We start from the raw sequence: 26,291 nt of genomic DNA on the forward strand, positions 1-26,291 counted from the left end.
GGCCCGCGCCGGCGGTGGTCCGCAGCGGTAGAGGGAGGAAAGGGGCCAGCGGGCCTAGCTGTCCTTCTTGCCCTCGTCGTTAAGGCGCTTCAGGGTTTCTTCCGGAGTCTCCGCGCCGGTGGCGGTGCTCCCGGCCTCCGGGGTGGTCAGCGAGGAGGCGTCGTCCGGCACTACCGGGGAAGCGGCGGCGGACTCGCTGGTGGCTTCCGCCGCAGGCTCGATGACCTTGGTGACGGCCTGGCGGTGGACCGTGGCCAGGTTGCCGGGGGAAAGTTCAAGGGTGACCTTGTTGTCGGCCTCGTCGATGTCCACGATCCGGCCGAAAAGGCCAAAACTGGTCATGACCTCCACGCCCGGGCCAAACTTCGACTGGAGCTCTGCCTGCTGCTGCTGCGTCTTCTTGTTGCGGCGGAACATCATGAAGATGAACACGCCGAGCATGACGAACAGGAGAATTGACATTGGATCCAAGGGGAATTCCGTTCTTTTTCTGGTACAGCTGGTTTTCCAGCGACGTCGGCTTCGCTTCGGCCGGGGCGGGCTGGTGATGCAGGCAGAGGGCCTGACTTTTCCTTCCCCAAGCGACGGGGGCGTCAGGGCCACCCGCGAAACAAAGACCCGAACGTGCCGGGCGTCATACCAGTCTAAAGGGAAAAGCTGAAGGGAGCCTGCTATTGGCCCTCCGGAGCCCATTCCCCCGCTGCGGAAGCGTCCCCGCCGGGCTCGAAGAGGTCCAACTGCTCCTGCGCGAACACGTTGGACGGGATGGCATAGCCAAGGTGCGTCCATGCGGGCGCCAGCGCGATCCTGCCGCGGGGCGTCCGGCCCAGCAGGCCTTCGCGGACCAGGAAGGGTTCGGCGACGGTTTCCACCGTTTCGGTTTCCTCGCCCACGGCAATGGCGAGGGTGGAAAGGCCCACGGGACCGCCGCCGAATTTGGTGATGAGGGCCTCCAGGACGGCCCGGTCCAACCGGTCCAGTCCTTTCTTGTCCACTTCATACATGTCCAGGGCAGCGGAAGCGGCCCTGGCGTCGATTTGTTCGATGCCGTGCACCAGCGCCCAGTCCCGGACACGGCGCAGCAGTCGGTTGGCGATACGCGGCGTGCCGCGTGAGCGCCCGGCGATCTCAGCGAATCCGGCGGAATTGACCTTCAGGTCCAGCAGGCCTGCGGAACGGCGCAGGACCAGCTCCAGCTCCTCGACCGAGTAAAACTCCAGGTGCCCGGTGAAGCCGAAACGGTCGCGCAGGGGCCCCGGCAGCAAACCGGCACGGGTGGTGGCGCCCACCAGGGTGAACGGCGGCAGTTCCAGTGGAATTGCGGTGGCCCCAGCCCCTTTGCCCACGACGATGTCGACGCGGAAGTCCTCCATGGCCATGTAGAGCATTTCCTCGGCCGGCCGCGACATGCGGTGGATTTCGTCGAGGAACAGGACCTCGCCTTCGGAGAGCGAGGACAGGATGGCCGCGAGGTCGCCGGCGTGCTGGATGGCGGGTCCGCTGCTGAGGCGCAGCGGGGCATTCATCTCGGCCGCGACGATCATGGCGAGGGTGGTCTTGCCCAGGCCGGGCGGCCCTGAGAACAGCACGTGGTCCGCGGTGCGCCCGCGCATCCGGGAGGCCTGCAACACCAGCGACAATTGCTTGCGCACCCGGTGCTGGCCAACGAAGTCGTCCAGGTTCTTGGGTCGCAGCGCAGCCTCGATGGCGCGCTCCTCCGGCTCCTCCCCCGCGGCAACCAGTGAGGGTTCAGCCACGGGTGCCTACGCGGTTGCCGGCGCGTGCGCCGTCCTGGCCCAGCCACCGGAGCGTGGTGCGGAGGATCTCGGGAACGTTGCCGCGGAAGGACACTTCGGGTTCGTCGGCAAGTGCTTTGTCGATGCTGGCGGACGCGTCCTTTTCGGACCAGCCAAGGCTGGTCATGGCGGCCACCACCTGGGGCTTCCAGGCGGCCTCGGCGGGGGTGCCGGCCCCGGCGGTGGGGGCGGTTCCCTGCGGGACGAGCTTGCCTGCGAGCTCCAGGACGATCCGGCCGGCGACCTTGGGGCCGATTCCGGGGACCTTGGTGAAGGTCTTGCTGTCCCCCGTATGGGCCGCCACGCGGATGGCCTCGGGATCGTGGACGGCCAGGACAGCAAGGGCAAGCCGGGGGCCGACGCCGCTCACACTGAGCAGGATCTCGAAAACCTCGCGCTCGTCGTCGTCCGCGAAGCCGAAGAGCGTCAGGGAGTCCTCCCGCACGATCAGGGAGGTGAACACCTTTCCCTCTTCACCGACGCGGAGGCGGCTGAGGGTCTGTGGGGTGGCGTAGACGCTCATCCCGGCCCCGTTGAGGTCAATCACTGCCGTTGACAGGCCAACGTGCGCTACGGTTCCGCGGAGGAAACTGATCAAGGCCGGGCTCCCGTGGTATTGCCGGCCCGCAGATGGGGCACGGCTATCCGAACATATCTACGAATACCCTAGCAAGCAGCAGGGACAATCAGCGTGCGCGGCGCGCCTTGGCCTCGGCTTCGGCCCACGCCCGCTGGGCGGGGGTCAGCGATGAACTGCCGGGACCGGTGGTGGCCACGGCAGCGCCGCTCCCGGCGCGCCAGGCATGGGTGATGGCAAGCGCCAGGGCATCAGCTGCGTCGGCAGGGCGTGGTGGTGCGTCCAGCCGTAGGATTTTGGTCACCAGCTTGGTCACGGCGTCCTTGTTGGAGGACCCGCTCCCGGTGACTGCGGCTTTGACCTCCGACGGCGTGTGGAGTGCCACCGGGATGCCCCGCCGGGCTGCTGCCGCGATCACAACGCCGGACGCCTGGGCCACTCCCATTACCGTGCTCACGTTGAGTTGCGAGAAAACGCGTTCGACGGCGAGGACCTCCGGCTCGTAGCGGTCCAGCCACTCATCAATGGCCGTCGCGATCACCAGCAGGCGGCGGTCGAGGGTCTCGTCCGGGGACGTGCCCACGACGCCGACGGCCACCATGCTGGCGCGCCGATTCCGTTCCACATCCACCACGCCGATGCCACAGCGGGTGAGGCCGGGGTCAACACCCAGGACGCGGAGCGTCATCTGTCCTCCGCCCCTGCCACGGAATCCGGCCTCGACTCCAGCTGCGGGCTAGCGGGCAAGGCGGGACGTCACTCGGATTCCAGGGCAGCCTGGACTTCGTCGCTGAGGTCGGCGTTGCTGTACACGTTCTGGACGTCGTCGAGGTCCTCGAGGGCGTCGGCCAGCTTCAGGAACTTGCGGGCGCCGTCAACATCGAGCCCCACCTGCATCGAGGGCACGAACTCCACTTCGTCCGTGTCGTATTCAATGCCGGCTTCCTTCAGCGCTTCACGGATAGCCTGCAGGTCGCCCGGTTCCGAGTGGATTTCGAACGTCTCCCCGTTGTCCTTGACCTCCTCGGCTCCGGCGTCGAGGACGGCCATCAGGACATCGTCCTCGCTCAGGCCGTTCTTGGGCAGGTTGACCACGCCCTTGCGGGTGAAGAGGTAGCTCACGGAGCCGGGATCGGCGATGGTGCCGCCGTTACGGGAGATGGCCAGGCGGACCTCGGAGGCTGCCCGGTTCTTGTTGTCGGTAAGGCACTCAATCAGCAGGGCGGAACCCTGGGGGCCGCGGGCCTCATACATGATCTCGGTGTAATCGACCACTTCACCGGTAAGGCCGGCGCCGCGCTTGATGGCGCGGTCGATGTTGTCGTTGGGAACCGAGGTCTTCTTCGCCTTGGTCACCGCAAGTTCCAGGCCGGGGTTGCCGGCGAGGTCCGGTCCGCCCATCCGGGCGGCAACTTCGATGTTCTTGATCAGCTTGGCGAACGACTTTGCGCGGCGGCTGTCAATGATCGCCTTTTTGTGCTTGGTCGTTGCCCATTTGGAGTGGCCTGACATGCTTTACGCTTCTCCTCTGATCATTCGGATAAACAGTTCGTGTACGCGTTTTTCGCCGGTCACTTCCGGATGGAAGGAGGTGGCCAGCAGCTGGCCGGAACGCACTGCCACAATTCTAGCCGCCCCCGGCAGCTGGGCAGCGTGGGAGGCCTGGCCGGGGTCCGCCGGCTCCACCTGCGCGAGGATCTCCACGTCCTCCCCCACCCGCTCCACCCAAGGGCCGCGGATGAAGACTGCATGGACCGGTTCCACGCCCGATTCCGTGGCGCTGAAGTCCAGGCCCTTGAAGTCCAGGTCGGTTTCGAAGGACTCGCGCTGGCGGCCAAAAGCGTTGCGGCGGACAGTGATGTCGAGGCCGCCGAAGGTCTGCTGGGGCGCACCGGAGAGATCGGTCGCCGGATCTGCAATGTCGGACGCGAGCAGGATCATGCCTGCACAGGAGCCGTACACGGGCAGGCCCTCGCCGATGTACTTGCGGAGGGGGTCGGCAAGGTCAAAGGCCCGGGCCAGCTTATCGATAGTGGTGGACTCGCCGCCGGGAATGATGAGGCCGTCCAGACCGTCCAGTTCCTCCGGACGGCGCACGGGCACGGCTTGGGCGCCTGTGGCTTCCGCGGCACGCAGGTGCTCACGGAAGTCGCCCTGGAGGGCCAGGACACCGATTTTCAGGCCTGACCCCACGCGCGCCTGGGCAGCAGATGGGGGGTTTGTCATCTTTCCAGCATACGGCCCGGGCCGTGCAGCCGCTGCCGCACACGTCCTGCGGGCAGCGGTTGCATGCCGCTGCTGGGATATATTCAAAACATGGTCTTCTACAGTGTTCCGCTCGGCAAGCTGGTCCGCAGGGTGTCCCGGCTGCGGGGCGGCGGGTCCGCCCTGCCGGGCCTGGTGGTCGAGAAAATCGACCCCGGCTTCATGCGGCGCACGCTCACCACCCTGCCGCACGGTGTGGCGGTGGTCAGCGGCACTAACGGCAAAACCACGACCACCAAAATGGTGGTGGAACTGCTGGAAAGCCAGGGCCTGAAGGTCTTCACCAACCGCACCGGCAGCAACTTCACGCGGGGCGTGGCGGCAGCCCTCCTGGGTGAGGTGGACTGGCGCGGCAGGCTGGACGCGGACATTGCCGTCCTGGAACTCGACGAAGCCCACGCAGTCCACTTCGTGAACAGTGTCCCGCCCCGGTACTGCCTCCTCCTTAACGTGCTGCGCGACCAACTGGACCGTTTTGGCGAGATCGACAAGACCGCGCAGCTCCTGCAGCACATCGCCGCCAAGACCACCGGAACCGTAGTCCTCAACCGAGAGGATCCCCGGGTGGCCCGGATCGCGGACACCCTCACGGGCCAGGAGGTCAAGTACTTCGGCCTTGACGACTCCCTGCTGGGGACCTTTCCCAACGACGACGACATGCGGGCCGTTCCCGGTAGTCCCGCCCCGGCGGGCCTGCCGGAAAAGCCGGCGGCCGACGTCGTGCTCCGGAAAGTGGGCGCGGACAACGCCGAGTTTGAGTACGACGGCGATACGGTCACCACGGCGATGAAGCTGCGCGGCGTGTACAACATCTTCAATGCCGCTGCGGCCCTGACCCTGGCCCGCAGCATCTGCGGCGCGGGCGCCGCCACGGCCGACCACGCCACCCTTCTCGAGGCATTGTCCAAGGTGGCCCCCGCCTTTGGCCGCGGTGAAAGCCTTACGGTGGACGGCCAGCCGCTGGACCTGGTGCTGGTGAAGAACCCCAGCGGTTTCCGGCTGGGCCTGAAATCCTTCCCTGCCGCCGGTTACGCCACCATGGTCGCCATCAACGACAACTACGCGGACGGCCGGGACATGTCCTGGCTCTGGGACGTCGAGTTCGACTCGCTCCGCGAGGGCGGTGTGGACATGATCACCGGGTCGCGGGCCTACGACATGGCGCTCCGGCTGCAGTACGACCAGGTTCCCGTCGGAGCCGTGGAAACGGAGATCCCCGCCGCCCTGGCCGCCTTCGTCAGGGAAGGCCGGGGCAAGCCGAAGCGGATCTTCTGCACCTACACGGCGATGCTTGCCATCCGCCGCGAGCTGTCCAAAATCACCACCGTGGAGGTTGTCTCGTGAATCCGGCACAAGCAGCGACGGCGGACGGCGGGTCCAAGGGCACCCTCCGCGTGGTCCAGCTCTATCCCCGCGACATGAACATTTACGGCGACTGGGGCAACGCGCTGGTGCTGCAGCGCCGCATCCAGTGGCACGGCTACACCCCGGAACTGCTCGAGTACAACGTTGGCGATCCCTTCCCTGACGGCGTGGACATCATTGTGGGCGGCGGCGGGCAGGACAGCGGGCAGCTGGTGATCCAGGACGACCTGCAGTCCCGGGCAGGCGAACTCAAGGAATTGGCCGAGGACGGCGCGCCCATGCTGGTCATCTGCGGCCTCTACCAGCTCTTCGGACGGTTCTTCAAGACCCGCACGGGCGCCGTCATTCCCGGTATCGGCGTCCTCGACGTGGAAACGCACGGCACCGATGAGCGCCTGATCGGCAACGTCAAGGTCTCAACCACGGAGTTCGGCGAAGTCCTGGGCTACGAAAACCACAGCGGACAGACGACGCTGGGCGACAGGGTCCGGCCGCTCGGTACGGTGGCCAAAGGCACGGGAAACAACAGCAACGACGGCCATGAGGGTGCCCGCTACCGCAACATCGTTGCCAGCTACCTGCATGGCTCGCTGCTGCCCAAGAACCCGGCCATCGCGGACTTCCTCATCCGTACGGCTGCGGAGCGCAAGTTCGGCAGCTTCTCGCCCGGCAATCCCGACGACACCTACGCAGTCCTGGCCCGGGAGCACGCTGCCCGCCGCCCCCGCTGAGCTGCGACGGCCCCTGCCGGATCGCTTGCGAAACTGGGCGGCTTCAGTGGCGCCTCAACGCCACTGGAAGTACTCGCGGTGGATGTTGGCCCGGCGGACGCCTGCCGCCTGGAAGGCTTTCCGGAACTGCCGCAGCATGGCATCCGGTCCGCCCATGAAGACCGACAGCCGAGCTGGTTCGCTGTCCACAGACGCCAAGACCGATTCCGGGGTCAGCCGGCCGTCCGCCGCCGTGTCCACCAGGTGCACGGTAAGCCTGGGATGGTTGCGGGCCACGGCAAGGATCTCATCGGCGAACGGGGAACGCCCGGCCGAAGTGACGAAGAAGTGGACCTCCTCCTGAAGTTCCGCATCAGGCTCCCTGTCCAAGGCGCGCAGCCAGCTGAGGAACGGTGTGATTCCCACCCCTCCCGCGATCCAGACCTGGTGTGCAGTGCCGCGGTGCCGGTCGAACCGGCCGTAGGGACCACCCACAACCGCCGGCATGCCTGGCTGGACCACGTCGGGGAGCTTGGTGGTGTGGTCTCCAAGTGCCTTCACCGTGATACTGATTCCGCCCTCCGGGGCAGGCCCTGAGATGGAGAACGGGTGGCGCTGCCAGCCGTCGGCCGTTTCGAGGTAGACCATGGCGAATTGGCCGGGCTTGAAAGTCAACGGCCGGCCCAGGGGACGCAGTGCCACTTCCACCAGGTCGGCAGCAACCGGCCGGACTCCTGCCACCTGATAGTCGTGATGCGGCAGGAAGCGGCGCGCCAGCAGTTCCCGGTAGGCATAGAAAGCCAGGCCCGTTCCGCCGATGGCCACGTAGCTCCACCGCAGTCCGGGCACCGCGTCGAATGCGCTGGCATCGAGCAGGCCGTGCAGGAATCCAGCGGCCAGGAACAAGCCGGTCAGGCGGTGGAAGCCCCGCCACCGCTCGTAGCCGCCCACCAGCCGGCCCGCCACCTGGACCGGCTTGGACTGGAGAACGGCAACCACCAGCCGCCGGATGGGTGCCGGAAGCATGGTGCGCCAGCGCGGCAGGATTGCCCACACCACCAGCGCCGCCAGGCCGCAGATGGCCACCACGGCCAGGGTTTTTCCCAGGCTGGTGGCCTCGGGGTTGGCCGCGAGCTCGATGTGCGGCAGCAGCAAAATCGTTGCCGTAATCGCCGCCCTGCGGTGCCAGATGGCAGCGTGGTCAATGCCGCCGAAGACAGGCTCGACAAGGGGAAGGGTACTGACCAGCACCAGTGCGATCGAATACAGCAGCACGGACTCGCCGCCGAAAAGCTGCCCTATGTAGCCCGTGAGGGGCTCGTTCTCGGGACGCGCCAGGTACCAGAAGATGCCGTACGCCCCCACGAGCAGCATGACCACGCCCGGTCCCAGCCACCGGAACGGTATGCCCACGAAGGTTGTCCCGGGCCTTGTGCCACCTTTGGTCATGGGCGCCGGTCTCCTTCGTCATTTCCCGAACTGGGCGTTTGCCCTGCTGGGCGCACTGGTTGCAGTCCTGGCCGGACTACCTAGCGGCAATTGTAGGGATGCCGGCTGGGAGGACGCCGCCATTGGCGGTGATTGAGAAGCGTGCCCCGCTGTGAAAGGTTTACCCCATGACGAACCCCCTCCTCACCGCCAGTCCCCTGCCCTACGGCCTTCCACCTTTCACGGCGCTCACGCCCGAGCAGTACGGCGAGGCCATCGAAGCGGGTCTGGCTTCCCACCTGGACGAGATCCAGGCCATCGCCAACAGCACGGAACCGGCCACGTTTGAGAACACGGCCCTCGCCATGGAACGCTCCGGACAGCTCCTGAACAGGGCAGCGGCGGCATTCTTTACCCTGGTGTCGGCGGACGCGTCTGAGCAGATCAGGGAACTGGAAACGGTGCTGTCGCCTCGGTTCTCCTCGCACCAGGACGAGGTGTACCTCAACAGGAGGCTGTTTGAGCGCTTTGCGGCTATTGATACGGCCGGCCATGATCCCGAATCCATCCGGCTGGTGGACGAGTACCTCAGGGAGTTCCGCCAGTCAGGCATCCAGCTGGACGGACCGGGCCAGGAGCGGCTGCGGGCCATCAACGCCGGGCTGGCCCGGCTGGGCACCGAGTTCGGCCAACGGGTCAAAGAGGGAATGAAATCCGGGGCCCTGCTGCTGGAGGACGTCAATGACCTGGCGGGCCTGCCCGCCGACGACGTCGCCAGCGCCGCCGAAGCTGCCCGCGCCGCCGGGCACGACGAAAAATACCTGCTCACCCTGATCCAACCCGGCAATCAGCCTGCCCTGGCCTCGCTCGAAAACCGGGACGTCCGCCGTCGTCTGTTCGAAGCATCCGTGGCCAGGGGCAGTGACGGCGGCAGCCTGGATGTGTTGGACCTCGCCAGGGAGATGGCCGGCCTTCGGGCGGAAAAGGCACAGCTGCTGGGTTTCGCCAACTACGCCGAGCTTGTGGCCGACCGGCAGACGGCCCCGGACTTCGAGGCAGTCCGGACCATGCTCAACCGGATGGCGCCGGCCGCTGTCCGCAACGCCGATGCCGAGGCGGCCGCATTGGCCGAGGTTGCCGGCCACCCGCTGGAAGCATGGGACTGGGCCTACTATTCCGCGAAGGTGCGGCGGGAGAAGTACGACGTGGACGAACAGGCGCTCCGCCCCTACTTCGAACTCGACCGGGTCATTACCGACGGCGTGTTCTTTGCTGCAACGTCGCTGTACGGCATCACCTTCCAGGAGAGGGCTGATCTCCAGGCGTACCATCCGGACGTGCGCATCTGGGAGGTCCTGAATGAGGACGGCGCCAGCCTGGGCCTGTTCCTCGGCGACTACTACGCGCGTGAGTCGAAGCGGGGTGGCGCGTGGATGAACTCGCTGGTGGACCAGTCCGCCCTGCTGGGCACCCAGCCAGTGGTGATCAACACGCTCAATATTTCCAAGCCTCCGGCCGGCGAGCCTACCCTTCTAAGCCTGGACGAGCTGCGGACCCTGTTCCACGAGTTCGGCCACGCCCTGCACGGCCTGTTCTCCAACGTCACCTATCCCCGCTTCTCCGGCACTTCCGTGCCGCGGGACTTTGTGGAGTACCCCTCGCAGGTCAACGAGATGTGGATCATGTGGCCGCAGGTACTGTCCAACTACGCCCGCCACCACGTCACCGGGGACCCACTTCCGCAGGACATTGTGGACCGGCTCAACGAATCCCGGCTGTGGGGCGAAGGCTTTGCAACCACCGAATACCTGGGCGCAGCCCTGCTCGACCTCGCCTGGCACACGCTGGAACCTGGTGAGGTGCCGGACGATGCCGTGGAGTTTGAGGCGAAGGCCCTCGCTGCGGCAGGTATCGCCCACCCGCTGATCCCGCCGCGGTACCGGACCGGCTACTTCCAGCACATCTTCGCCGGGGCAGGCTACGCGGCTGGCTACTACTCCTACATCTGGAGTGAAGTGCTGGACGCAGAGACGGTGGACTGGTTCACCGAGAACGGCGGCCTCTCCAGGAGCAACGGCGAACGCTTCCGCCAGGAACTCCTCAGCCGCGGCAACAGCCGCGACCCCCTGGAGTCCTTCCGCACCCTGAGAGGCCGCGAAGCACGGCTCGAGCCCCTGCTAAAGCGCCGCGGCCTGGAGTAACCCCATCGATTGCTGAACACTTGTCGTTTTGAGCCCCGAAAACGACAAGTACGGAGCAATCGACGGTTCCAGAAGAGACCTAAAAAACGGACGACGCCGGTCCCCCGCCAGAGAAGGTGAGGAACCGGCGTCGTAAGTTACCGCGGTTGGCGACTAGCCAAACGAGAGGCGGGGCTGATCCGGCAGCGTGCGTAAAAGGGCCCCCGCGCCCGGACCGTCGACAAAGCCGCCAACGGGGCGCGGGGAATAGCACGCAGAGGATCAGCGCCGTCCGGCGCCCCAAGAGGACGCGAGGAGAGAGTTACCAGCCGCGCTCAGCGAGACGGTGCGGTTGGGGGATCTCGTCGACGTTGATGCCCACCATGGCTTCGCCCAGGCCGCGGGAGGCCTTAGCGATGACGTCCGGGTCGTCGAAGAAGGTGGTGGCCTTGACGACGGCGGCGGCGCGCTGGGCCGGGTTGCCGGACTTGAAGATGCCGGAACCGACGAAGACGCCGTCGGCGCCGAGCTGCATCATCATGGCAGCGTCAGCGGGGGTGGCGATGCCGCCTGCGGTGAACAGGACCACGGGAAGCTTGCCGGCTGCGGCGACTTCCTTGACCAGTTCGTAGGGGGCCTGCAGTTCCTTGGCCGCGACGTACAGTTCGTCCTCGGGCAGGGAGGAGAGCCGGGCAATCTCGGAGCGGATCTTGCGCATGTGGCCGGTGGCGTTGGAGACGTCGCCGGTACCGGCCTCGCCCTTGGAGCGGATCATGGCCGCGCCTTCGTTGATGCGGCGCAAGGCCTCACCGAGGTTGGTGGCACCGCAGACGAAGGGAACCTTGAAGTTCCACTTGTCGATGTGGTTGATGTAGTCGGCCGGGGTCAGGACCTCGGACTCGTCGATGTAGTCAACGCCGAGGGACTGCAGGACCTGGGCCTCGACGAAGTGGCCGATGCGGGCCTTGGCCATGACCGGGATGGACACGGCATCGATGATCTGGTCGATCATGTCCGGATCGGACATACGGGACACGCCGCCCTGGGCGCGGATATCGGCCGGAACACGCTCCAGCGCCATGACTGCCACGGCACCGGCGTCTTCGGCGATGCGGGCCTGCTCGACGTTGACGACGTCCATGATGACGCCGCCCTTGAGCATCTCGGCCATGCCGCGCTTCACGCGGCTGCTGCCCGTGACGCTGTTCGCGGACGAACCGGCCTCGTTGCTTACATCAGGTGTAGACACAAAAACCCCTATGGGTAGACAGATGATCTTCGCCGGGCATGCGGCGGCAGCTGCCGGGGGTGCACGCACGGGTTGCCGGGTCCCTTGACCGGGCACTTATATACTAGTCCCCCGCCGCGTGCCCGGCTTAATCATGCTTAATCAGCGGGCGTGGGTTCCGCCAAGGCCTGCCGGCGGACGGAAACGATGCGCTGCACCACCGTCACGAGGCTCGCCACCGCAAGCAGTACCAGCGTCACCAGCAGGACCACCGGCGGGAGTCCAAGGCCGGTCAGGCCGGTGACCACCAGCACGGATACCAGGCGTTCAGCACGTTCTGCAATGCCCACGTTCGCTGTGAACCCCAGGGATTCGGCCTTGGCCCTGGCATACGAAACCACCATGCCCAGGACAAGGCACAGCAGGGCGGAGACGGCGATGGCGGTGTTGTTGCCCCCGGTGAAGAACCAAACGGACACGCCGGCGAACAGGGCGCCATCGGCGATCCTGTCCAGGGTGGAGTCAAGGAAGTTTCCCCAGCGGCTCTTCGCGTCCTGCATTCGGGCCATGATGCCGTCCAGCACGTCGGAGAAAATGAACGCCGTGATGAAGAGGGTGCCCCAGAAGAGCTGACCCAGGGGGTAGAACACGAGGGCTCCCGCCGCAACCCCTGCAGTGCCAAGAATGGTCACCGCGTCCGGGGAAACACCGATCTTCAGGAGCCAGCGGGCCAGCGGGGTAAACACCGCGGTGAAGAAGCCGCGGGCATGCCTATTCAGCATCCGACTCCCCGGGCCAGGCGTCGGCAACCTGCTGCCGGACCTCATCAAGGGTCTGGGTGATGGCCTTGGTCTGGGCGATGATGGGGAAGAAGTTGCCGTCCCCGCCCCACCGCGGAACGATGTGCTGGTGCAGGTGCGCAGAGATTCCGGCACCCCCCACCAAACCCTGGTTCATGCCCAGGTTGAAGCCGCCGGGATTGGAGACTTTGCGGAGGACCCGCATGGCCGTCTGGGTGAGTTCGGCGAACTCTGCTGTTTCCTCAACCGTGAGGTCCGTGTAGTCCGGGATGTGCCGGTACGGGCAGACCAGCAGGTGGCCCGGGTTATAGGGGAACAGGTTCAGCACCACATAGCAGGTCCGGCCGCGGTAGACAATGAGCGCTTCCTCGTCCGTGCGGGCGGGGCCCACGCAGAACGGGCAGTCGTTTTCGTTCTTGAACTGGTGCTGCCCGCCCTTGATGTAGGCCATGCGGTGCGGAGTCCACAGGCGCTGGAAGGCGTCCGGGACACCGGCGAGGGCAAAATCGTCGGTAACGCCGTCATCGCCTGGATAACCTGCGCCTGTGTTCTCCTGCACTGTGCTGCTTCCGTTCGGCTAGCTGGTCCGGTTGCGGACGGCGTCGGTGATCCGTTTGACGGCTTCCTCCACCGGCACGCCGTTGTCCTGGCTTCCGTCCCGGAACCGGAACGACACCGCTCCTGCTTCCGCATCGTCGCCACCTGCGATGAGCACGAACGGGATCTTGTCCTTGCTGGCGGTGCGGATCTTCTTGGGGAACCGGTCGGAGGTGGTGTCCACCTCGGCGCGGATACCAGCGGCCTTAAGCTGATCGACGACGTCGAACATGTACTCGTTGAACGCTTCGGCAACCGGGATGCCCACCACCTGGACCGGAGCCAGCCAGGCGGGGAACGCACCGGCGTAGTGCTCGGTGAGGACGCCCATGAACCGCTCCACTGAGCCAAACAGGGCGCGGTGGATCATCACGGGGCGCTGGCGGCTGCCATCGGCGGCCTGGAACTCCAGTTCGAAGCGTTCGGGCAGGTTGAAGTCCAGCTGGATGGTGGACATCTGCCAGGTACGGCCCAGCGCATCCTTGGCCTGCACCGAGATCTTCGGGCCGTAGAAGGCTGCTCCACCCGGATCCGGCACGAGCTCCAGTCCGGACTCCTGGGCCACCTCGGCAAGGGTCCTGGTGGCTTCCTCCCAGGTGGCGTCGTCGCCGACGTACTTTTCCGGGTCCTTGGTGGACAGTTCCAGGTAGAAGTCGTTCAGCCCGTAGTCTTTGAGCAGGGCCAGGACGAAGTTGAGGGTCTTGGTGAGCTCATCCTTCATCTGCTCGCGGGTGCAGTAGATGTGGGCGTCGTCCTGTGTCATGCCGCGCACACGGGTGAGGCCGTGCACCACACCGGATTTCTCGTACCGGTACACCGAACCGAATTCGAACAGCCGCAGGGGCAGCTCGCGGTAGGACCGGCCGCGGGAGCGGAAGATGAGGTTGTGCATGGGGCAGTTCATCGGCTTCAGGTAGTAGTCCTGGCCGGGCTTGCGTACGGTGCCGTCCTCATTGAGTTCGGCATCCACATGCATGGCCGGGAACATACCGTCCTTGTACCAGTCCAGGTGGCCGGAGACCTCGTACAGGTGCCCCTTGGTGATGTGGGGGGTGTAGACGAACTCGTAGCCGGCCTCGACGTGGCGCTGGCGGGAATAGTCCTCCATCTCCTTGCGGATAATGCCGCCCTTGGGGTGGAAGACAGGCAGTCCTGAACCCAGCTCGTCCGGGAAGGAGAACAGGTCCAGTTCGGAGCCCAGCTTGCGGTGGTCGCGGCGTTCGGCCTCGGCAATGCGCTCCTGGTAGGCCTTCAGGGCTTCCTTGGTGGGCCAGGCGGTGCCGTAGATGCGCTGCAGCTGCTGGTTCTTCTGGTTACCCAGCCAGTAGGCCGACGAGGAACGGGTCAGGGCGAAGGCGTTGGAGATGAGTTTGGTGTTGGGCAGGTGCGGGCCACGGCAGAGGTCGCACCAGACGGTGGCGCCTTCCTTGCGTTCCACGTTGTCGTAGATGGTGATGTCGCCGGCACCCACCTCAACGTTCACGCCTTCCCCGGCCTCGGCGGCGTCGTTCTTCTTACCCAGCAGCTCGAGCTTGTAGGGCTCGTTCTTCATCGCTTCGCGGGCCTGGTCCTCGGTGACGACGCGGCGGACGAACTTCTGGTTCTGGTTGACGATCTTCTGCATCATCTTTTCGAGGGTTTTGAGGTCCTCGGGGGTGAACGGCTCGGCAACGTCGAAGTCGAAGTAGAAGCCGTCGGTGATGTAGGGGCCAATGCCGAGCTTGGCGTCGGGGCGCAGCTGCTGCACTGCCTGGGCCATGACGTGGGCGGTGGAGTGGCGCAGGACGTTCAGGCCGTCGGGCGAATCAATGGTGACGCCTTCCACCTCGGCGCCTTCGGGAAGCTCCTGGTCAAGGTCCTTCAGCTCGCCGTTAACGCGGGCCACGACAACGTCGCGGCGCTCAAAGAAGAGTTCCGCACCGGTTGTCCCGGTAGTCACCTTGGTCTCTTCGCCATCGACGAGAAGGGTGATCTGCTGGGCATCTGACACGGGTGTCTCCTATTCAAAGTTGAGGCTTCATAGCTTGTGGCATACGGGGACCACAGCCAGCCACCGTCAATGCTATCGGTTCCTGTGAGGGCCGACCAACGCGCCGCACTGCATGCCCACCCGGCAAAAACTGCAGGCTCACCCGTTAAAACCGGTGATCGCCAGCGTCCTGCTGATGCCATCCAGGGGATGGGCCACGTCCCCGCCGCCCGCCGTCGCGGCCTCAGGGAAGGGCAGTGTCTCCGTCCTGCTGAGGTCCCATGCCATGCTTGCACTCAGGCTGATGCCCCGTGGACCGGTCCTTCGGGTGGTGCCGCGGATCAGCAGCAGGCGGGTGCCGAACAGGAGCGGTCCGGCGCTTTCCTGGGCCTCATGGAAGAAGACCGAATCAACACAGCCTGTGCCGTCGTCGATGCTGATGAAAACTACCCTCCTGCCGCCGCGCATGGGAGGCGTTTGGGTTGCCACGCGCACTCCTGCCACCAGTACTTCTGTGCCGTTGCGCATGCTAAGAAGCTTGTCCGCTGTGGTGACGCCGAGCCTTTCCAGCATGGGGCGGTGGCTTTCCATCAGGTGGGTGCTGACATCTACGGCCATGAGGTCAAGTTCTGCCCTGACGTTTTCCACCAGCGTGGGGGCGGGAAGCCTGGGCTTGATGTTCCTTAGTTCGATGTCGCCCAGGGGAAGGGCCAGCTGCCCCTCCAGCACCTCCACGCCCTTGCGGGTTCCGTTGGCGGTTTGGAGCTGCTGCAGGTGCTGCACCAGGTCCGCGCGGTTGGCCGGACCTCCTGCTTCCCGGTGCAGGGAATCAAAGGCACCTAACTGGGCAAGGCGCCGGATGTTTGGCTTGCTAAGCCGCGAGCGCGCCCGAAGGTCGGCCAGCGAATCATAAGGCTGCCCCGCCACGATCCGCTTCAATTCGGCGGCCGACAGCCCGTAGATCCCGTTCAGGCTGAGCCGGATTCCCAGCTTGCCGGTGTCCTTGCCGGATTCGATCCGCTCCACCCGGTACTCGGCTTTGCTCCTGTTGATGTCCAGGGGAAGGATGGGGATGCCCAGCCGCCGGGCTTCAGCCACCAGAAGCCGTTTGGGGTACATCCCCGGATCGTGCTCCCACAAGCCCGCCAGGAAAGCTTCGGGATGGTGTGTTTTGAGCCAGGCGGACTGGTAGGTGGGAACCGCGAAGGCAGCGCCATGGGCCTTGCAGAAGCCGAAACTGGCAAAGGACTTCAACGTCCCCCATACCTTGTCCACTACCTCGGGGGTGTACCCCCTCACCTTCGCGTGGCGCCGGAAGTATTCCTCCACCTGCGCTTCCCCCGCCTCGTTGCTCAACGCCCTGCGGAACTCGTCGGCCTTGGCCAGCCCGCAACCGGTCATGATGTCGAGGGTTTTCAGGATCTGTTCGTGGAAGACCGTGACCCCATGGGTTTCCTGCAGCACGGGTTTGAGGTCCGGGTGCGGATAAACCTCAGGGGCAAATCCGTGGCGGTGTTCCAGGAAGGGCCGCACCATGTCCGATTTCATCGGCCCGGGGCGGAACAGGGAAATATCGATGATGAGGTCGTTGAATTCCCGGGGCGCCATCTTTCCGATCAGTTCCCGTTGCCCGGGGGATTCAATCTGAAAGCAACCCAGGGTGTGCGTGCTCCTGATCAGTTCATAGGTTGGTTCATCGTCAAGGGGGACGGCGTTGAGGTCGATCCGGCCGTCCCCGGCAATGTAGTCCGGGCCGGTGCCATCGGGTCCCAGTGGGTGCCTGCCCGCTGCCACCACGTCCTTTTTGGTGGGGTGGATGCGTATTATCTCCCGGACGGCGAAAGCCATTGCGCTTTGCATGCGGACACCCAGGACATCGAGTTTGAGCATGCCCATGGGGTCCATGTCGTGTTTATCGAACTGGCTCATGGGCAGGCCAAGCCCGCTTGGCTGGACCGGGGTGCGGTCCAGGAGCGTGGCATCACCCAGGATCACGCCGCAGGGGTGCATGGAGATGTGGCGGGGGAGCCGGTCCAGGCGTTCAGTCAGATCCACCAGCAGGTCCAGCTGCTGGTTGCCATCGGCATCGCGCTGTTCAACCCTGCCGGCAAACTCCCGGAGCTCGGGCTTTTCCTGCAACGCCTCCCGGAACTTCCGGGCCGAAAACCGCCACAGCTGCTTGGCGATCTCCCCCACCTCGCCGTCGTCCATACCCAGCGCCAGCCCGGCGTCGCGCACTGCCCCCCGCGCCCGGTATCCGTTCTGCATGCTCATCAGGGTGACCCGCTCTGACCCGAACCGCTCGAAGATCCGCCGGTAGACGTTGTGGCGTTCAGCGCTTTCGACGTCGATGTCGATGTCCGGAAGGGTGGCGCGGTCGTTGGAAAGGAACCGTTCGAAAATGAGGTCGTGCTGGAGGGGGTTCACATGGCTGACGTCAATCAGGTAGTTGACCAGGCTGGAGGCCCCCGATCCCCTGGCAGCCGCCCTGACCCCCATGTCCTGGATCATCCGGGACACCTCCGCCACCGTGAGGAAGTAGGAGGAAAATCCGAGGTTGTTGATGATGCCCAGTTCATGGTCAAGCCGAAACAGCATGTCCTTCTCTGCCTTGCCGCTGACACCGGGGAACCGCCTGCCGATTCCCGCATGGCAGCGCTGGATGAGTTCGGCGTGCGGATCCTGGTTGATGCCAATGACTGACGCCTCAGGGACAACTGGCTGTTTCCAGCCCATATCGGTGGTGGGGTCGATCCGGCAAAGATCGGCGAGCGCCTCGGTCTGGGCCATCAGCTGCTTGAGGTCCGCGGCACCATAACCTGCAGCGGAAATGATCTCCTTCCCCAGGGCCAGCATCTGCTCCCCGGTTTTAAGCCATCCCTGTCCGGTTGGCTGCAGCAGCGGCTCTCCTGCCAGTTCCGGTAGGGACTTCAAGGTCCTGGCAGAGTCCAGGACGTCGGCAGTTGGGGCTCCATCGGCAGCGCAGTAGCGGACGGCATTGGTGAGGATGGCAGGTACATGGTGCTCCTCGGCGAGCCTGAGCATGCGGACGGCATGGGCCGTGCTGAACGAGGTACCCGGTGCGCTGAGCTGGGAGACGATTTCCGCCACCACTGTTCCAGCGGGCATGGCGTCGATCCATTGCTTGAACAGGGTTCGGGGGCGCAGGTACCGCCGCCCACCCATGGCCCTTCCGACGTCTGAGTCAGGTCCGAGCAGGACGGTCAGCACCGGCTTGAGGGTTTGGGGGTCCAGGGTGCGGGAGGCAAGTTCGGCGCGGGTGACTGCCGCGGGGACCGCTCCCCCGGCCTTCCCCGATGTCCTGGCGTGGGCATCGGATACCAGCCTGCAGAGCGCACGGTAACCGGCACCGTTGTTATTGCCCCTGGCCAGCACCACCACCCGGCCGGCTACCTGCGTGCGGTGATCGCCGTCGTCGTCAAAGACTGCCAGGTCCACCCCCACAATGGGATCGATGCCGGCAGCCATGCAGGCCTTGAGGTGCTTGATGGTGCCATACAGGCCATCCCTGTCGGTGCAGGCAAGGGCAGTAGCCCCGTCCGCGGCGGCTGCCATGGCCAGCTCCTCCGGCCAGGAGACGCCGTAGTGGGCGCTGAATGCTGTGGAAACGTGTAGGTGGGTGAAGCTCATGCTGTTCTGTTTCAGGCAGTTCTGGGGCGTAGCGCGTCATGGATCCGCAGCAGCCGCCATCGGCCGCTGGGGATGTGGCGGGACAGGTCAAGGGTGAGGGTTTCTGCACCGGCAGGATCATTGGGACCCCCGGGGCGGGGTGGATTCCGGCTTGGGATCACCTGGATGCGCCAGATTTCGTGGTCCACCACGCCCTGCCCGCTTCCCAATGGAGCCCTGGCGTCCTCCGCCCACCATTGCCGGCGTTCGTACCACCGGACAGGTTCGGCGCAGACCGTGTAGGACCGGCCTGCCCAGGTGAGGGATTCCGGCTGGCCCGCAGCGGAGCACACCACGTCAACGGACTCGCTGAACATGCCCATGGCGCCTCCCCGGACGGTAAACCTGGAATGGTTATTCGAACATGTATTCGAATACTGCCAGTCTACGCCGCGTCTGCAGCAAAACATAGGCGGGGGTGGACGGAGCGTGCGGCAGGGAGCAGGATGTTGGCATGAGTACCGATGACGCACTCCTAAAGCAGGCAAGCATCAAGGCCCAGGACTCCACCATCCTTGCCACGTTCGATATCGACGGCGCCATTCCGGAATCCGGCGCCTACGTGGTGGGGCTGATGGGAGCCTCGCCGGACTATTCATTCCAGCGGCGGCTGTGCATTGAATTCATGAACGGGGAGGCAATCGCCTGCTACTCGTTCAACCGGGACCAGGGGGTCGAGGAGGATTACGACCTGTCCGGGGTGTCCCATTCGGACAACAGCATTACCGGGAGCTTTCCCCTTTCAGCGCTGGATGGGCTGGGAAAGGGGCACGTCATCTCTGCCTTCAGCGAGGCGGACGGACGGGAGTTCCAGCACGGAGTGCCGGTGGAGGAGGCCCTGTAGCCACCTCCACCAACACTTTAAAGTTCAGCTGTTTTCTTTGTGGATCCGCAGTTCAAGTTCAATGAACGCGGAGATCATGGCCCGGTACGTTGACTCCACGATGTCCGGGTCGATGTCCTTTTTCTCCGCAGCGGAACGGACATGCTCAATGATGCGCTCCACCCGTCCGGGGGCGCGCACCTCGGCGTCATCCCCCTTGAGGGTTCCGGCAATCCTGATCAGCCGTTCGCGGCGGGCAATGAGGGTGACAATCTGCTCATCCACCTCGTCAACGGCAATCCGGACGGCCGCGAGCTGTTCCTTGTCGGCCCGGGCATCCCTGTCGTTTCCTTGAATTGTCGCCATCGTCTGACAGTATCGAAGCATGGAGCCCAGAGTCGACTTTATCTCCCTCGGTGTCCGCAACGTTGCGGATTCGCGCGCCTTCTACATTGACGGCCTTGGCTGGCCGGTCCACCGGGAGGCGGCCGGGGAGGTGCTGTTCATCCAGGTGAACCACGGCCTGGTGCTCTCCCTCTGGGACGCACGCCAGATGCAGGCCGAAGCAGGCACGAATCCGCCGTCCGGTGTCCCCTGCATCACCCTCAGCCATAACGTGGAAAGTCCGGCGGACGTGGACAGGATCATGGAGGAGGCAGCGGCTGCGGGCGCTGCCATCATCGCCGAACCGGTCACCCAGCCCTGGGGCGGCTACACGGGGTACTTCGCCGACCCCGACGGCTTCCGCTGGGAGGTGGCCTACAACCCCACCTGGGCAGTGGACGACGGCGGTACGGTCACCGTGTGAAGGCAGGGCGCCTTGAGCGGGGCTGCTAGAACAGCGCCTCCACCGGGCGGATCAGCTCGGGACCGTTGTTGCGCACATTGCCCACTTCCTTTCCCACGGAATCAACCTGCCAGTCGGCGGCGGCATCCTTGACCCTTGACCGCACCAGGTCCACGAGGCCGGCTGCGTCATCGGCGTGGGGGTCCAGCCAGGCTTCCATGGTGGCCTTGTCCATGGGCAGGGGCACCCTGTCGTGCAGTTCCGTCAGCTTCCCAAAGATGGTGGACTCCGTCCCCGGCGGAGGCGTGTCCGCGGTGAGGATGGATGTGGACAGCAGCCACCGCCCGGGCTCCGCCTCGGGCAGGGACGGGTCCTTCCACCATTCATAGAGGCCGGCGAAAACCAGTCCGTGGTACTGGCCAGGGTGCACGTAATACGGCTGCTTGGACTTCCCGGGGCCCTGCTTCCATTCGTAGTAGCCATCGGCCGGAACTGCACAACGACGTGACTTCGCGGCTTTACGGAACGCCGGTTTCTCCAGCACCGATTCGCTGCGGGCGTTAATCATGCTGGACCCGATTTTCAGGTCCTTCGCCCAGGACGGGACCAGGCCCCAGCGTGCCACGTGCAGTTGCCGTACCTGCCTGAGCCCGGCGTTGTCCTCCTTCAGGCGCTCCAGCACTATGGGGACGGCGTCGGTGGGTGCCACATTCCATGACGGCGGAATGCTCACCTCGTCCTCCAGCTCGGCGTCGAACTCAGCCAGGAGGTCCCCCACGGCACGGGCCATTACGTAGCGTCCACACATGGCACCAGCTTGCCACCGGCCGCCATAAAGTGTCATGCGGCGCCGCCCAGGCACTGCGGCAGCGGGGAATACCGGCGGCCGCGCTACGGTTGAATGTAAGGAAACCTTCCAAGCGACGTATAGGAGCTCCCTGTGGACTTCACTCCCGAATCCGGCACCATCACCATGTTTTCCACCACCTGGTGCGGCTACTGCAACCGGCTGAAGAAGCAGCTCGATGCGCAGGGCATCGGCTACAACGAAATCAACATCGAAGAGGTGGAGGGCACCGCAGAGCTCGTGGAGCAGCTGAACGGCGGCAACCGGACCGTTCCCACCGTCCTCTTCCCGGACGGCACCGCAGCCACCAACCCGTCAGCCGCCGAGGTCAAGAGCCGCCTGGCCGCCTGATAGCCGCGTGCGGCGCTCGCCGCACAATCGTTTGCGGGTCATGCCCCCAGGCTGCTGAACGAGGCAGTTTCCAGGGCGGCGTGGCCCGCATATGTTTCCAGCAGGGCCTGCTCAACAGCTGCCACATCCAGGCCGGGCACCAGGTCATTGGCCGCACCGGCGGTGGCAGGGTCCCAGTCCAGGCCCAGTGCCGCGTAGCTGTCCGTAAGGACCTTGCGGATCGGGGCCGAATCCTCCACCACAATGACGGAGCTGAACAGCCATCCGCCGGAGACCACCCGCTGGGCAGTTCCCACCAGCTTCACGCGCCGTGAGCCGTCCAGCGGGTCGGTGCCGTGCACACTGAACTCACCGGGGCAGTACTCTCCCGGGATCTCGCCCACCGCCGCCTGCACCCCCACGCTTCGCAGCGCCGCAGCAAAAAGTTCGCCAAAGTAGCCGAACCGCGCCTTGGACCCGGCCACGGCATCCGCGTCCGGTTCGATATGGTCCACCACCAACGTGCCCCGGTGGTAAGCGGCAGCGCGTCCCCCCGCCCTGCGGACCAGTGGCTCGAAGCCGTTCTCCCGGCAGGCCCGGGCGGCGGCGTCGAAGCCGGGCAGCCGGGTGTCCCGCTGCCCGAACGCCACGGTGGGAGCGGGCCGGTACAGCCGCAGGGTGGGCCCTATCCCGCCATTCCTGGCCCTGGCCAAAAGCTCGAGGCCAAATTCGAGATCGCGGCCCGCACCAAGGGATACGTCCTGACGCACCACGGTGAGCGGGCGGAGTCCGGTAGCGGTGTTTTGCATTGCGAAGCTCCCTGGGCTTTGGCGTCGACGGTTTCGGTGGCGACAGGTTCGATGGCAGCGGCCGGACAGGCCACACCTAGGGTACGCCCGACGGCGGCACGCGCCTTAACGCCCCCGGCGCCCCACCCACAGTGCGTGCAAAAGCGGCAAGGCCGATGCTGCCATCAGCACATTGCTTAGCACCAGGTCGTCGACGCGGACGATGGCGCCGGCGAGCAGCAGGGCGCCGAAGACCAGGGCGGAGGCTGAGCGGCGCACGGCCCTTTCCAGCCGGGCACCCTGCCGCTCCAGCCGCGGAACGGCTACCTGCAGTGATCCCTCCTCGAGCCGGGTGGCCAGGGCGTCCAGCCGGCGGGGCAGGCGGAAGGCCACGGCGGCGGCGTCGATGGCCTGCCGGGCCACATCCTGCACCACATTGCCGCGCTCGTCCCGCAGCAGCTGAGCTGCGTAGGGTTCCACCGAATCCCACAGGTTGAACCGCTCGTCGAGGGCACTGCACACCCCGGATGTCAGGGACATGGCCCGGATGATCAGCAGGAAGTTTTCCGGCAGCTGGAACGGCAGCGAGCGGACCACGTCGCCGAACTCCACGGCAAAATCGCGGAACTCCCGCGGGTCCACTTCGCGCAGCTCGGCAAAGCCCATGCCGCCGAAGCGGGCAAAAAGCTGTGTCATGGCGCGCTCCAGTCCCGCGCTGTCGGCTGACGGCATCAAAACGCCCACGTCGTTGATGGCCGCCACAAGCCCCTTGCCGTCGCGGGCAGCGGCGGCGATCAGCAGCTTCCGCAGCCCGCTGCGCGTGGAGGCTGTTACCTCGCCCATCATGCCGAAGTCGATGAACGTCAGTTTCCATGCAAGTTCCCCTGCCCCTGGAGGGACGGGCGTCACGAAGATGTTTCCCGGGTGGGGGTCGGCGTGGAAGAAGCCATTGGTGAAGAGCTGGTCGAACATGATGGATGCGAACACCGGCGCTACCTCGGCGGGATCGATGCCGGCGGCACGAAGGGCGCGGACGTCTGTGATCTTGATGGCCGTGACGTCCTCGAGCGTCAACACGCGGCGGGTGGTCCGCTCCCACACCACGCCCGGAACCTCCACGCGGTCATCGCCGGCGAAATCCGCGGCGAATCGCTCTGCGTTGACGGCCTCGTGCAGGTAGTCGATTTCCAGGAGGCTGGTCTGGGCAAATTCCTCCACAAGGGCCGGCATGTCGGCCCTGCGGGACACGAGCCGGATGTGGCTGAGCCAGCCGGCCACCTTGCGGAGCGCGGCGAGGTCGACGTCGACGATGGCTCCAATGCCCGGGCGCTGCACTTTCAGGACCACGGCATCGAGCCCCGTGTCCCCGGCGTCATCGGCATTAAGGCGGGCCCGGTGGGCCTGCCCCAGGGATGCAGCGGCGATGGGCGTTTGGTCCACGGTGGCGAAGACGCCTGCCAGTGGTGTCCCCAGTTCCTGTGCCGCCAGGGCAGAAATGGCCGGGAAGGAGACCGGCGGCACTTCGTCCTGCAGCCCCTCCAGCTCCTTGGTGATCTCCGGTGGAAGGACGTCGAGCCGGGAGGACAGGAACTGGCCCACCTTGATCATGAGGCCGCCGAGTTCCACGGCCAGGTCGTGGAACCGCTGCGCGAAGCGGCCCATCCGGCTGGAGCGGGTGCGCGCGGAGATCCGGCCGAGTCCTATCCGCGGCAGGAACAGTTCGAACCACCACGTGGCGGCGAGGTTCCGGGCGGCGAAGCCCAGGATGCGCCGGTAGCGCCCCCGGTGCTCGCGCGTGGGCAGCGGGTCGGCGGCCTTGTCCTGGACAGTCGACGCCACCCGGGTCAGTCCTGGGCGAGGATGGCGTAAAGCCGGCGCCGGGCCTCGTCCAGCGCCGCCACCGCCTGCTGCACCTGTTCCGGCGAACCGATCCGGGCCACCTGGGCTGCCGCCTGGGCCAGCTCGATCCCGGCCTTGGGGAGGGAAGCAACTCCGGTTCCGGACTGGGTGCCCGCCGGATCCCAGGGCGCAGCACCGTGGTGGGCCGCCACCTCCTCGCGGCCTGCTTCGGTGAGGGAGTAGATCTTCCGGCCGTTGGATTCCTCGGCGCTGATGGTTCCCTCATCGGCCAGCAGCTGCAGGGTGGGATAGACAGAACCAGCGCTGGGCTTCCAGCTGCCGCCGCTGCGCTCCTCGATCTCACGGATGATCTGGTAACCGTGCATGGGCCGCTCAGCGAGCAGGGCCAGGACGGCTGCCCTCACCTCGCCTTTCCCGGCACGGGTTCCAACCCGCTTTTCGAACCTGGACCTCAGCTCTTCGACGGCCTGCCACATCCCGTCGAAATTACCGGGACCGAATCCGCCTGCAGGGTATGACGCACGCATGATGAACTCCTTTGTCAATCGCGAACGATATACAACGATACTCAGCGATACAGGAGGGCACCATAGCTGCCGGTCACGTCCTCCGAAGCGTCAGGATCTGTTCGGCACGGCCGAACGGGCCCTGCCGGTCGTGCAGCACGGTGGACGTGAGGCCGATCCCGTCACGGCCGAACGACACGGCATTGTCCAGCCCCAGCCACTCCCCCTCAGGCCTGCGGTACATGTGGATCTGCAGGTCCAGGTTGGGGAAAGCGTAGCTGTCCTTGCCGGGCGGTACCCGGGCGGCGATGCCGTTGGCGGTGTCAACCAGTCCCATGAGGCGCGCGAAATCCCCGCTGTCTGCGCGGTCGGTGAGCGAATGTTCGGTGCGCAGCCACACTTTCCCCGCCCCTGGCCGGTGCCCTTCGGCCACCCGCATTTCGAGGGACCGGATGTAGCCACCGGGCCAGACGGCGGAGCCGTCATAAGGCTTGCATTCGTCAGGGCCCGGAATGGCGGCGTCCTCGACGGCGGCCACCTCACCGGTGTCGCTGGTCAGCATCCGCCACCCGGTGGCGCGGATCGCTGTGCGGCCGCCGGCCACCAGTTCGGCCTGCACCAGCTCGATGGTCCTGCCGGGCCGCAGCGTGGTGGTGTGGATCCTGAACTCCCCACCCGGGATCAGGCCAAGGATCTCGTAGCTGATCCGCGCCATCCGCATGTCTTCCCGGGGCTGGTGCCGTTCCAGGAGGTCCGCCAGAAGGCCGGATGCCGGTGCCATGTGCTGTTCGTGGACATTCCAGGCTCCCTGGGCGTGGATGGTGGACCGGAACCGGCCCTCTCCCAGGTCCTGGTAGTAAAAGTTGCCCTCGGCGAGTTCGGGCAGGTCTGCAGTCAAGGCTGGCCCCTTACGAAACGTTCAGTGAATTGCCACTAACTCTATCCTTCGCGTGAACGGCGCGCCGGGACGGCCGGCGAAAGGTTGGAGGATGGCGGCGGCAATCCGACTAGAGTAAGGAACTGGTCCTGTCAGCAACCCTCAAAAGAGGTGTTTCATGCGCGTCATCAGCTACAACCTCCGCAAGCACGCTGCCAGCGGCGAACTCCTCGCCCTGGCACGGAACCATGACATCGATGCGCTGTGCCTCCAGGAAGTGGATGCCAGCGACCTTCCGGAAACCCTGGGCCCCCTCCATCTGGCCGATGCCACCAAGGGCAACCGGCTGGGGCTGGCCATTTATTACCGCACAAGCCGTTTTACCGCGCTGGACACCCAGTCCTTCGCGTTGAAGAAGTCCATGCATGACAGGGTGCTGGCCCCGGCCCATGAGCGGCTGATCGGCACCAGGGTGATGGACAACGAAACGCAGCATGAGCTGGTGATCGGCTCCTTCCACGCAGCCCCGCTCACGGCCTCCAATTCGTTGCGGCGCAAGCAGATCCACGCAGCGCACGCCGAACTGCTGAGCATGGGCAGGGGCCTGATGACCCTGATGGTGGGCGACTTCAACTACCCGTTCTTCACCAAGAACCTTGACATGCACATGAAGAACTCCGGCTACGCCCTGTCCCTCAGCAACAGGCGGACCTATACGCGGTACAAGGTGTTCAAGGGCCACTTCGACTTTGCTACGTCACTGGGCCTGGATATCGCCAGCGTGGAAACGCTGCCGCGGGGCAACTCGGACCACCTGCCGATTTTGGTGACAGCCGAGTACGGCCAAGGCTATTAACAGGAAACGACT

26 protein-coding genes are annotated in these 26,291 nt (G+C 65.5%); 7 read left to right on the plus strand and 19 right to left on the minus strand.

Going from position 1 to position 26,291, the window contains the following annotated elements:
* Window positions 1-54: 54 nt before the first annotated feature.
* The 6 genes from yajC to pdxT form a co-directional block, all read right to left on the minus strand.
* Window positions 55-462 (minus strand): preprotein translocase subunit YajC, encoded by a 408-nt coding sequence (gene yajC / locus JCQ34_RS10175; RefSeq protein WP_286397281.1) that lies wholly within the window; start codon window positions 460-462, stop codon window positions 55-57.
* 209 nt (window positions 463-671) lie between these two features.
* The gene (gene ruvB / locus JCQ34_RS10180; protein WP_286397284.1) at window positions 672-1,757 is read right to left on the minus strand and encodes a Holliday junction branch migration DNA helicase RuvB; all 1,086 of its coding nucleotides are present in this window, start codon (window positions 1,755-1,757) and stop codon (window positions 672-674) included.
* Window positions 1,750-2,394 (minus strand): Holliday junction branch migration protein RuvA, encoded by a 645-nt coding sequence (ruvA, locus tag JCQ34_RS10185; RefSeq protein ID WP_286397287.1) that lies wholly within the window; start codon window positions 2,392-2,394, stop codon window positions 1,750-1,752. Before ruvA ends, ruvB begins: the two co-directional genes overlap by 8 nt.
* A gap of 88 nt (window positions 2,395-2,482) precedes the next feature.
* Window positions 2,483-3,061 (minus strand): crossover junction endodeoxyribonuclease RuvC, encoded by a 579-nt coding sequence (gene ruvC, locus JCQ34_RS10190; RefSeq protein WP_159631890.1) that lies wholly within the window; start codon window positions 3,059-3,061, stop codon window positions 2,483-2,485.
* Window positions 3,062-3,129: 68 nt separating this feature from the next.
* Window positions 3,130-3,885, minus strand: a complete 756-nt coding sequence (locus JCQ34_RS10195; protein ID WP_286397292.1) for a YebC/PmpR family DNA-binding transcriptional regulator — start codon at window positions 3,883-3,885, stop codon at window positions 3,130-3,132.
* A 3-nt stretch (window positions 3,886-3,888) separates the two neighbouring features.
* On the minus strand, window positions 3,889-4,599 hold the full coding sequence (pdxT, locus tag JCQ34_RS10200; RefSeq protein WP_286397295.1) for a pyridoxal 5'-phosphate synthase glutaminase subunit PdxT: 711 nt from the start codon (window positions 4,597-4,599) through the stop codon (window positions 3,889-3,891).
* Window positions 4,600-4,689: 90 nt separating this feature from the next.
* On the opposite strand from pdxT, the gene JCQ34_RS10205 reads away from it, so the two are divergent.
* On the plus strand, window positions 4,690-5,982 hold the full coding sequence (locus tag JCQ34_RS10205; protein ID WP_286397298.1) for a Mur ligase family protein: 1,293 nt from the start codon (window positions 4,690-4,692) through the stop codon (window positions 5,980-5,982).
* Window positions 5,979-6,734, plus strand: a complete 756-nt coding sequence (locus JCQ34_RS10210) for a type 1 glutamine amidotransferase (protein ID WP_286397301.1) — start codon at window positions 5,979-5,981, stop codon at window positions 6,732-6,734. Before JCQ34_RS10205 ends, JCQ34_RS10210 begins: the two co-directional genes overlap by 4 nt.
* Before the next feature lie 54 nt (window positions 6,735-6,788).
* Here JCQ34_RS10210 and JCQ34_RS10215 read toward each other — a convergent pair whose 3' ends face one another.
* A complete protein-coding gene (locus JCQ34_RS10215; protein ID WP_286397303.1) occupies window positions 6,789-8,162 on the minus strand; it encodes a ferredoxin reductase family protein in 1,374 nt (457 codons plus the stop codon).
* Between the two features lie 167 nt (window positions 8,163-8,329).
* Here JCQ34_RS10215 and JCQ34_RS10220 point away from each other — a divergent pair, with 167 nt between their 5' ends.
* Entirely contained in the window at window positions 8,330-10,342 is a 2,013-nt protein-coding gene (locus JCQ34_RS10220) for a M3 family metallopeptidase (protein WP_286397305.1), read from the plus strand.
* 301 nt (window positions 10,343-10,643) lie between these two features.
* Here the strand turns inward: JCQ34_RS10220 and pdxS are convergent, their stop codons facing one another.
* From pdxS to JCQ34_RS10250, 6 genes are all read right to left on the minus strand, one after another.
* Window positions 10,644-11,570: a pyridoxal 5'-phosphate synthase lyase subunit PdxS gene (gene pdxS, locus JCQ34_RS10225; protein ID WP_026265780.1), complete on the minus strand. Its 927-nt coding sequence runs from the start codon at window positions 11,568-11,570 to the stop codon at window positions 10,644-10,646.
* A gap of 137 nt (window positions 11,571-11,707) precedes the next feature.
* Window positions 11,708-12,331 carry a phosphatidylinositol phosphate synthase gene (pgsA, locus tag JCQ34_RS10230; protein WP_286397310.1) on the minus strand — a complete coding sequence of 208 codons (624 nt, stop codon included), beginning with the start codon at window positions 12,329-12,331 and terminating at the stop codon, window positions 11,708-11,710.
* The gene (locus tag JCQ34_RS10235; protein WP_286397312.1) at window positions 12,321-12,908 is read right to left on the minus strand and encodes an HIT family protein; all 588 of its coding nucleotides are present in this window, start codon (window positions 12,906-12,908) and stop codon (window positions 12,321-12,323) included. Before JCQ34_RS10235 ends, pgsA begins: the two co-directional genes overlap by 11 nt.
* A gap of 18 nt (window positions 12,909-12,926) precedes the next feature.
* Complete coding sequence (gene thrS / locus JCQ34_RS10240) at window positions 12,927-14,936, minus strand: threonine--tRNA ligase (RefSeq protein WP_286397314.1); 2,010 nt, start codon at window positions 14,934-14,936, stop codon at window positions 12,927-12,929.
* A 138-nt stretch (window positions 14,937-15,074) separates the two neighbouring features.
* Window positions 15,075-18,566 carry a DNA polymerase III subunit alpha gene (locus JCQ34_RS10245; RefSeq protein WP_286397317.1) on the minus strand — a complete coding sequence of 1,164 codons (3,492 nt, stop codon included), beginning with the start codon at window positions 18,564-18,566 and terminating at the stop codon, window positions 15,075-15,077.
* 11 nt (window positions 18,567-18,577) lie between these two features.
* A complete protein-coding gene (locus JCQ34_RS10250; RefSeq protein ID WP_286397319.1) occupies window positions 18,578-18,928 on the minus strand; it encodes a DUF6504 family protein in 351 nt (116 codons plus the stop codon).
* Between the two features lie 131 nt (window positions 18,929-19,059).
* Here JCQ34_RS10250 and JCQ34_RS10255 point away from each other — a divergent pair, with 131 nt between their 5' ends.
* On the plus strand, window positions 19,060-19,449 hold the full coding sequence (locus JCQ34_RS10255; protein ID WP_142133711.1) for a hypothetical protein: 390 nt from the start codon (window positions 19,060-19,062) through the stop codon (window positions 19,447-19,449).
* A 24-nt stretch (window positions 19,450-19,473) separates the two neighbouring features.
* Here JCQ34_RS10255 and JCQ34_RS10260 read toward each other — a convergent pair whose 3' ends face one another.
* On the minus strand, window positions 19,474-19,794 hold the full coding sequence (locus JCQ34_RS10260) for a chorismate mutase (protein ID WP_142133710.1): 321 nt from the start codon (window positions 19,792-19,794) through the stop codon (window positions 19,474-19,476).
* A 19-nt stretch (window positions 19,795-19,813) separates the two neighbouring features.
* Here JCQ34_RS10260 and JCQ34_RS10265 point away from each other — a divergent pair, with 19 nt between their 5' ends.
* Window positions 19,814-20,236: a VOC family protein gene (locus JCQ34_RS10265; protein ID WP_286397330.1), complete on the plus strand. Its 423-nt coding sequence runs from the start codon at window positions 19,814-19,816 to the stop codon at window positions 20,234-20,236.
* Between the two features lie 25 nt (window positions 20,237-20,261).
* On the opposite strand, the gene JCQ34_RS10270 is transcribed toward JCQ34_RS10265, so the two are convergent.
* Window positions 20,262-21,023, minus strand: coding sequence for an SOS response-associated peptidase (locus JCQ34_RS10270; protein WP_286397332.1), 762 nt, complete (start codon window positions 21,021-21,023; stop codon window positions 20,262-20,264).
* 132 nt (window positions 21,024-21,155) lie between these two features.
* Here JCQ34_RS10270 and JCQ34_RS10275 point away from each other — a divergent pair, with 132 nt between their 5' ends.
* Window positions 21,156-21,413: a mycoredoxin gene (locus JCQ34_RS10275; RefSeq protein ID WP_236798496.1), complete on the plus strand. Its 258-nt coding sequence runs from the start codon at window positions 21,156-21,158 to the stop codon at window positions 21,411-21,413.
* Window positions 21,414-21,451: 38 nt separating this feature from the next.
* Here the strand turns inward: JCQ34_RS10275 and JCQ34_RS10280 are convergent, their stop codons facing one another.
* From JCQ34_RS10280 to JCQ34_RS10295, 4 genes are all read right to left on the minus strand, one after another.
* The gene (locus tag JCQ34_RS10280) at window positions 21,452-22,201 is read right to left on the minus strand and encodes a lipoate--protein ligase family protein (protein WP_286397338.1); all 750 of its coding nucleotides are present in this window, start codon (window positions 22,199-22,201) and stop codon (window positions 21,452-21,454) included.
* Window positions 22,202-22,306: 105 nt separating this feature from the next.
* Window positions 22,307-24,019, minus strand: a complete 1,713-nt coding sequence (locus JCQ34_RS10285; RefSeq protein WP_286397340.1) for an ABC1 kinase family protein — start codon at window positions 24,017-24,019, stop codon at window positions 22,307-22,309.
* A 5-nt stretch (window positions 24,020-24,024) separates the two neighbouring features.
* The gene (locus tag JCQ34_RS10290; protein ID WP_286397342.1) at window positions 24,025-24,567 is read right to left on the minus strand and encodes a PadR family transcriptional regulator; all 543 of its coding nucleotides are present in this window, start codon (window positions 24,565-24,567) and stop codon (window positions 24,025-24,027) included.
* A 73-nt stretch (window positions 24,568-24,640) separates the two neighbouring features.
* A complete protein-coding gene (locus JCQ34_RS10295) occupies window positions 24,641-25,444 on the minus strand; it encodes a thioesterase family protein (protein ID WP_286397344.1) in 804 nt (267 codons plus the stop codon).
* 157 nt (window positions 25,445-25,601) lie between these two features.
* Between JCQ34_RS10295 and JCQ34_RS10300 the strand changes: the two genes are divergently transcribed.
* Window positions 25,602-26,279, plus strand: coding sequence for an endonuclease/exonuclease/phosphatase family protein (locus JCQ34_RS10300; RefSeq protein ID WP_286397347.1), 678 nt, complete (start codon window positions 25,602-25,604; stop codon window positions 26,277-26,279).
* Window positions 26,280-26,291 lie beyond the last annotated feature (12 nt).

This window comes from Pseudarthrobacter defluvii (assembly GCF_030323865.1).
Lineage (GTDB): Bacteria > Actinomycetota > Actinomycetes > Actinomycetales > Micrococcaceae > Arthrobacter > Arthrobacter sedimenti.

Coding starts and splice junctions, on each gene's coding strand:
- yajC (WP_286397281.1), bottom strand. CDS start 462: ATGTCAATTCTCCTGTTCGTCATGCTCGGCGTGTTCATCTTCATGATG.
- ruvC (WP_159631890.1), bottom strand. CDS start 3,061: ATGACGCTCCGCGTCCTGGGTGTTGACCCCGGCCTCACCCGCTGTGGC.
- JCQ34_RS10195 (WP_286397292.1), bottom strand. CDS start 3,885: ATGTCAGGCCACTCCAAATGGGCAACGACCAAGCACAAAAAGGCGATC.
- pdxT (WP_286397295.1), bottom strand. CDS start 4,599: ATGACAAACCCCCCATCTGCTGCCCAGGCGCGCGTGGGGTCAGGCCTG.
- JCQ34_RS10205 (WP_286397298.1), top strand. CDS start 4,690: ATGGTCTTCTACAGTGTTCCGCTCGGCAAGCTGGTCCGCAGGGTGTCC.
- JCQ34_RS10215 (WP_286397303.1), bottom strand. CDS start 8,162: ATGACCAAAGGTGGCACAAGGCCCGGGACAACCTTCGTGGGCATACCG.
- JCQ34_RS10220 (WP_286397305.1), top strand. CDS start 8,330: ATGACGAACCCCCTCCTCACCGCCAGTCCCCTGCCCTACGGCCTTCCA.
- pgsA (WP_286397310.1), bottom strand. CDS start 12,331: ATGCTGAATAGGCATGCCCGCGGCTTCTTCACCGCGGTGTTTACCCCG.
- JCQ34_RS10245 (WP_286397317.1), bottom strand. CDS start 18,566: ATGAGCTTCACCCACCTACACGTTTCCACAGCATTCAGCGCCCACTAC.
- JCQ34_RS10250 (WP_286397319.1), bottom strand. CDS start 18,928: ATGGGCATGTTCAGCGAGTCCGTTGACGTGGTGTGCTCCGCTGCGGGC.
- JCQ34_RS10255 (WP_142133711.1), top strand. CDS start 19,060: ATGAGTACCGATGACGCACTCCTAAAGCAGGCAAGCATCAAGGCCCAG.
- JCQ34_RS10260 (WP_142133710.1), bottom strand. CDS start 19,794: ATGGCGACAATTCAAGGAAACGACAGGGATGCCCGGGCCGACAAGGAA.
- JCQ34_RS10265 (WP_286397330.1), top strand. CDS start 19,814: ATGGAGCCCAGAGTCGACTTTATCTCCCTCGGTGTCCGCAACGTTGCG.
- JCQ34_RS10270 (WP_286397332.1), bottom strand. CDS start 21,023: ATGTGTGGACGCTACGTAATGGCCCGTGCCGTGGGGGACCTCCTGGCT.
- JCQ34_RS10280 (WP_286397338.1), bottom strand. CDS start 22,201: ATGCAAAACACCGCTACCGGACTCCGCCCGCTCACCGTGGTGCGTCAG.
- JCQ34_RS10290 (WP_286397342.1), bottom strand. CDS start 24,567: ATGCGTGCGTCATACCCTGCAGGCGGATTCGGTCCCGGTAATTTCGAC.
- JCQ34_RS10300 (WP_286397347.1), top strand. CDS start 25,602: ATGCGCGTCATCAGCTACAACCTCCGCAAGCACGCTGCCAGCGGCGAA.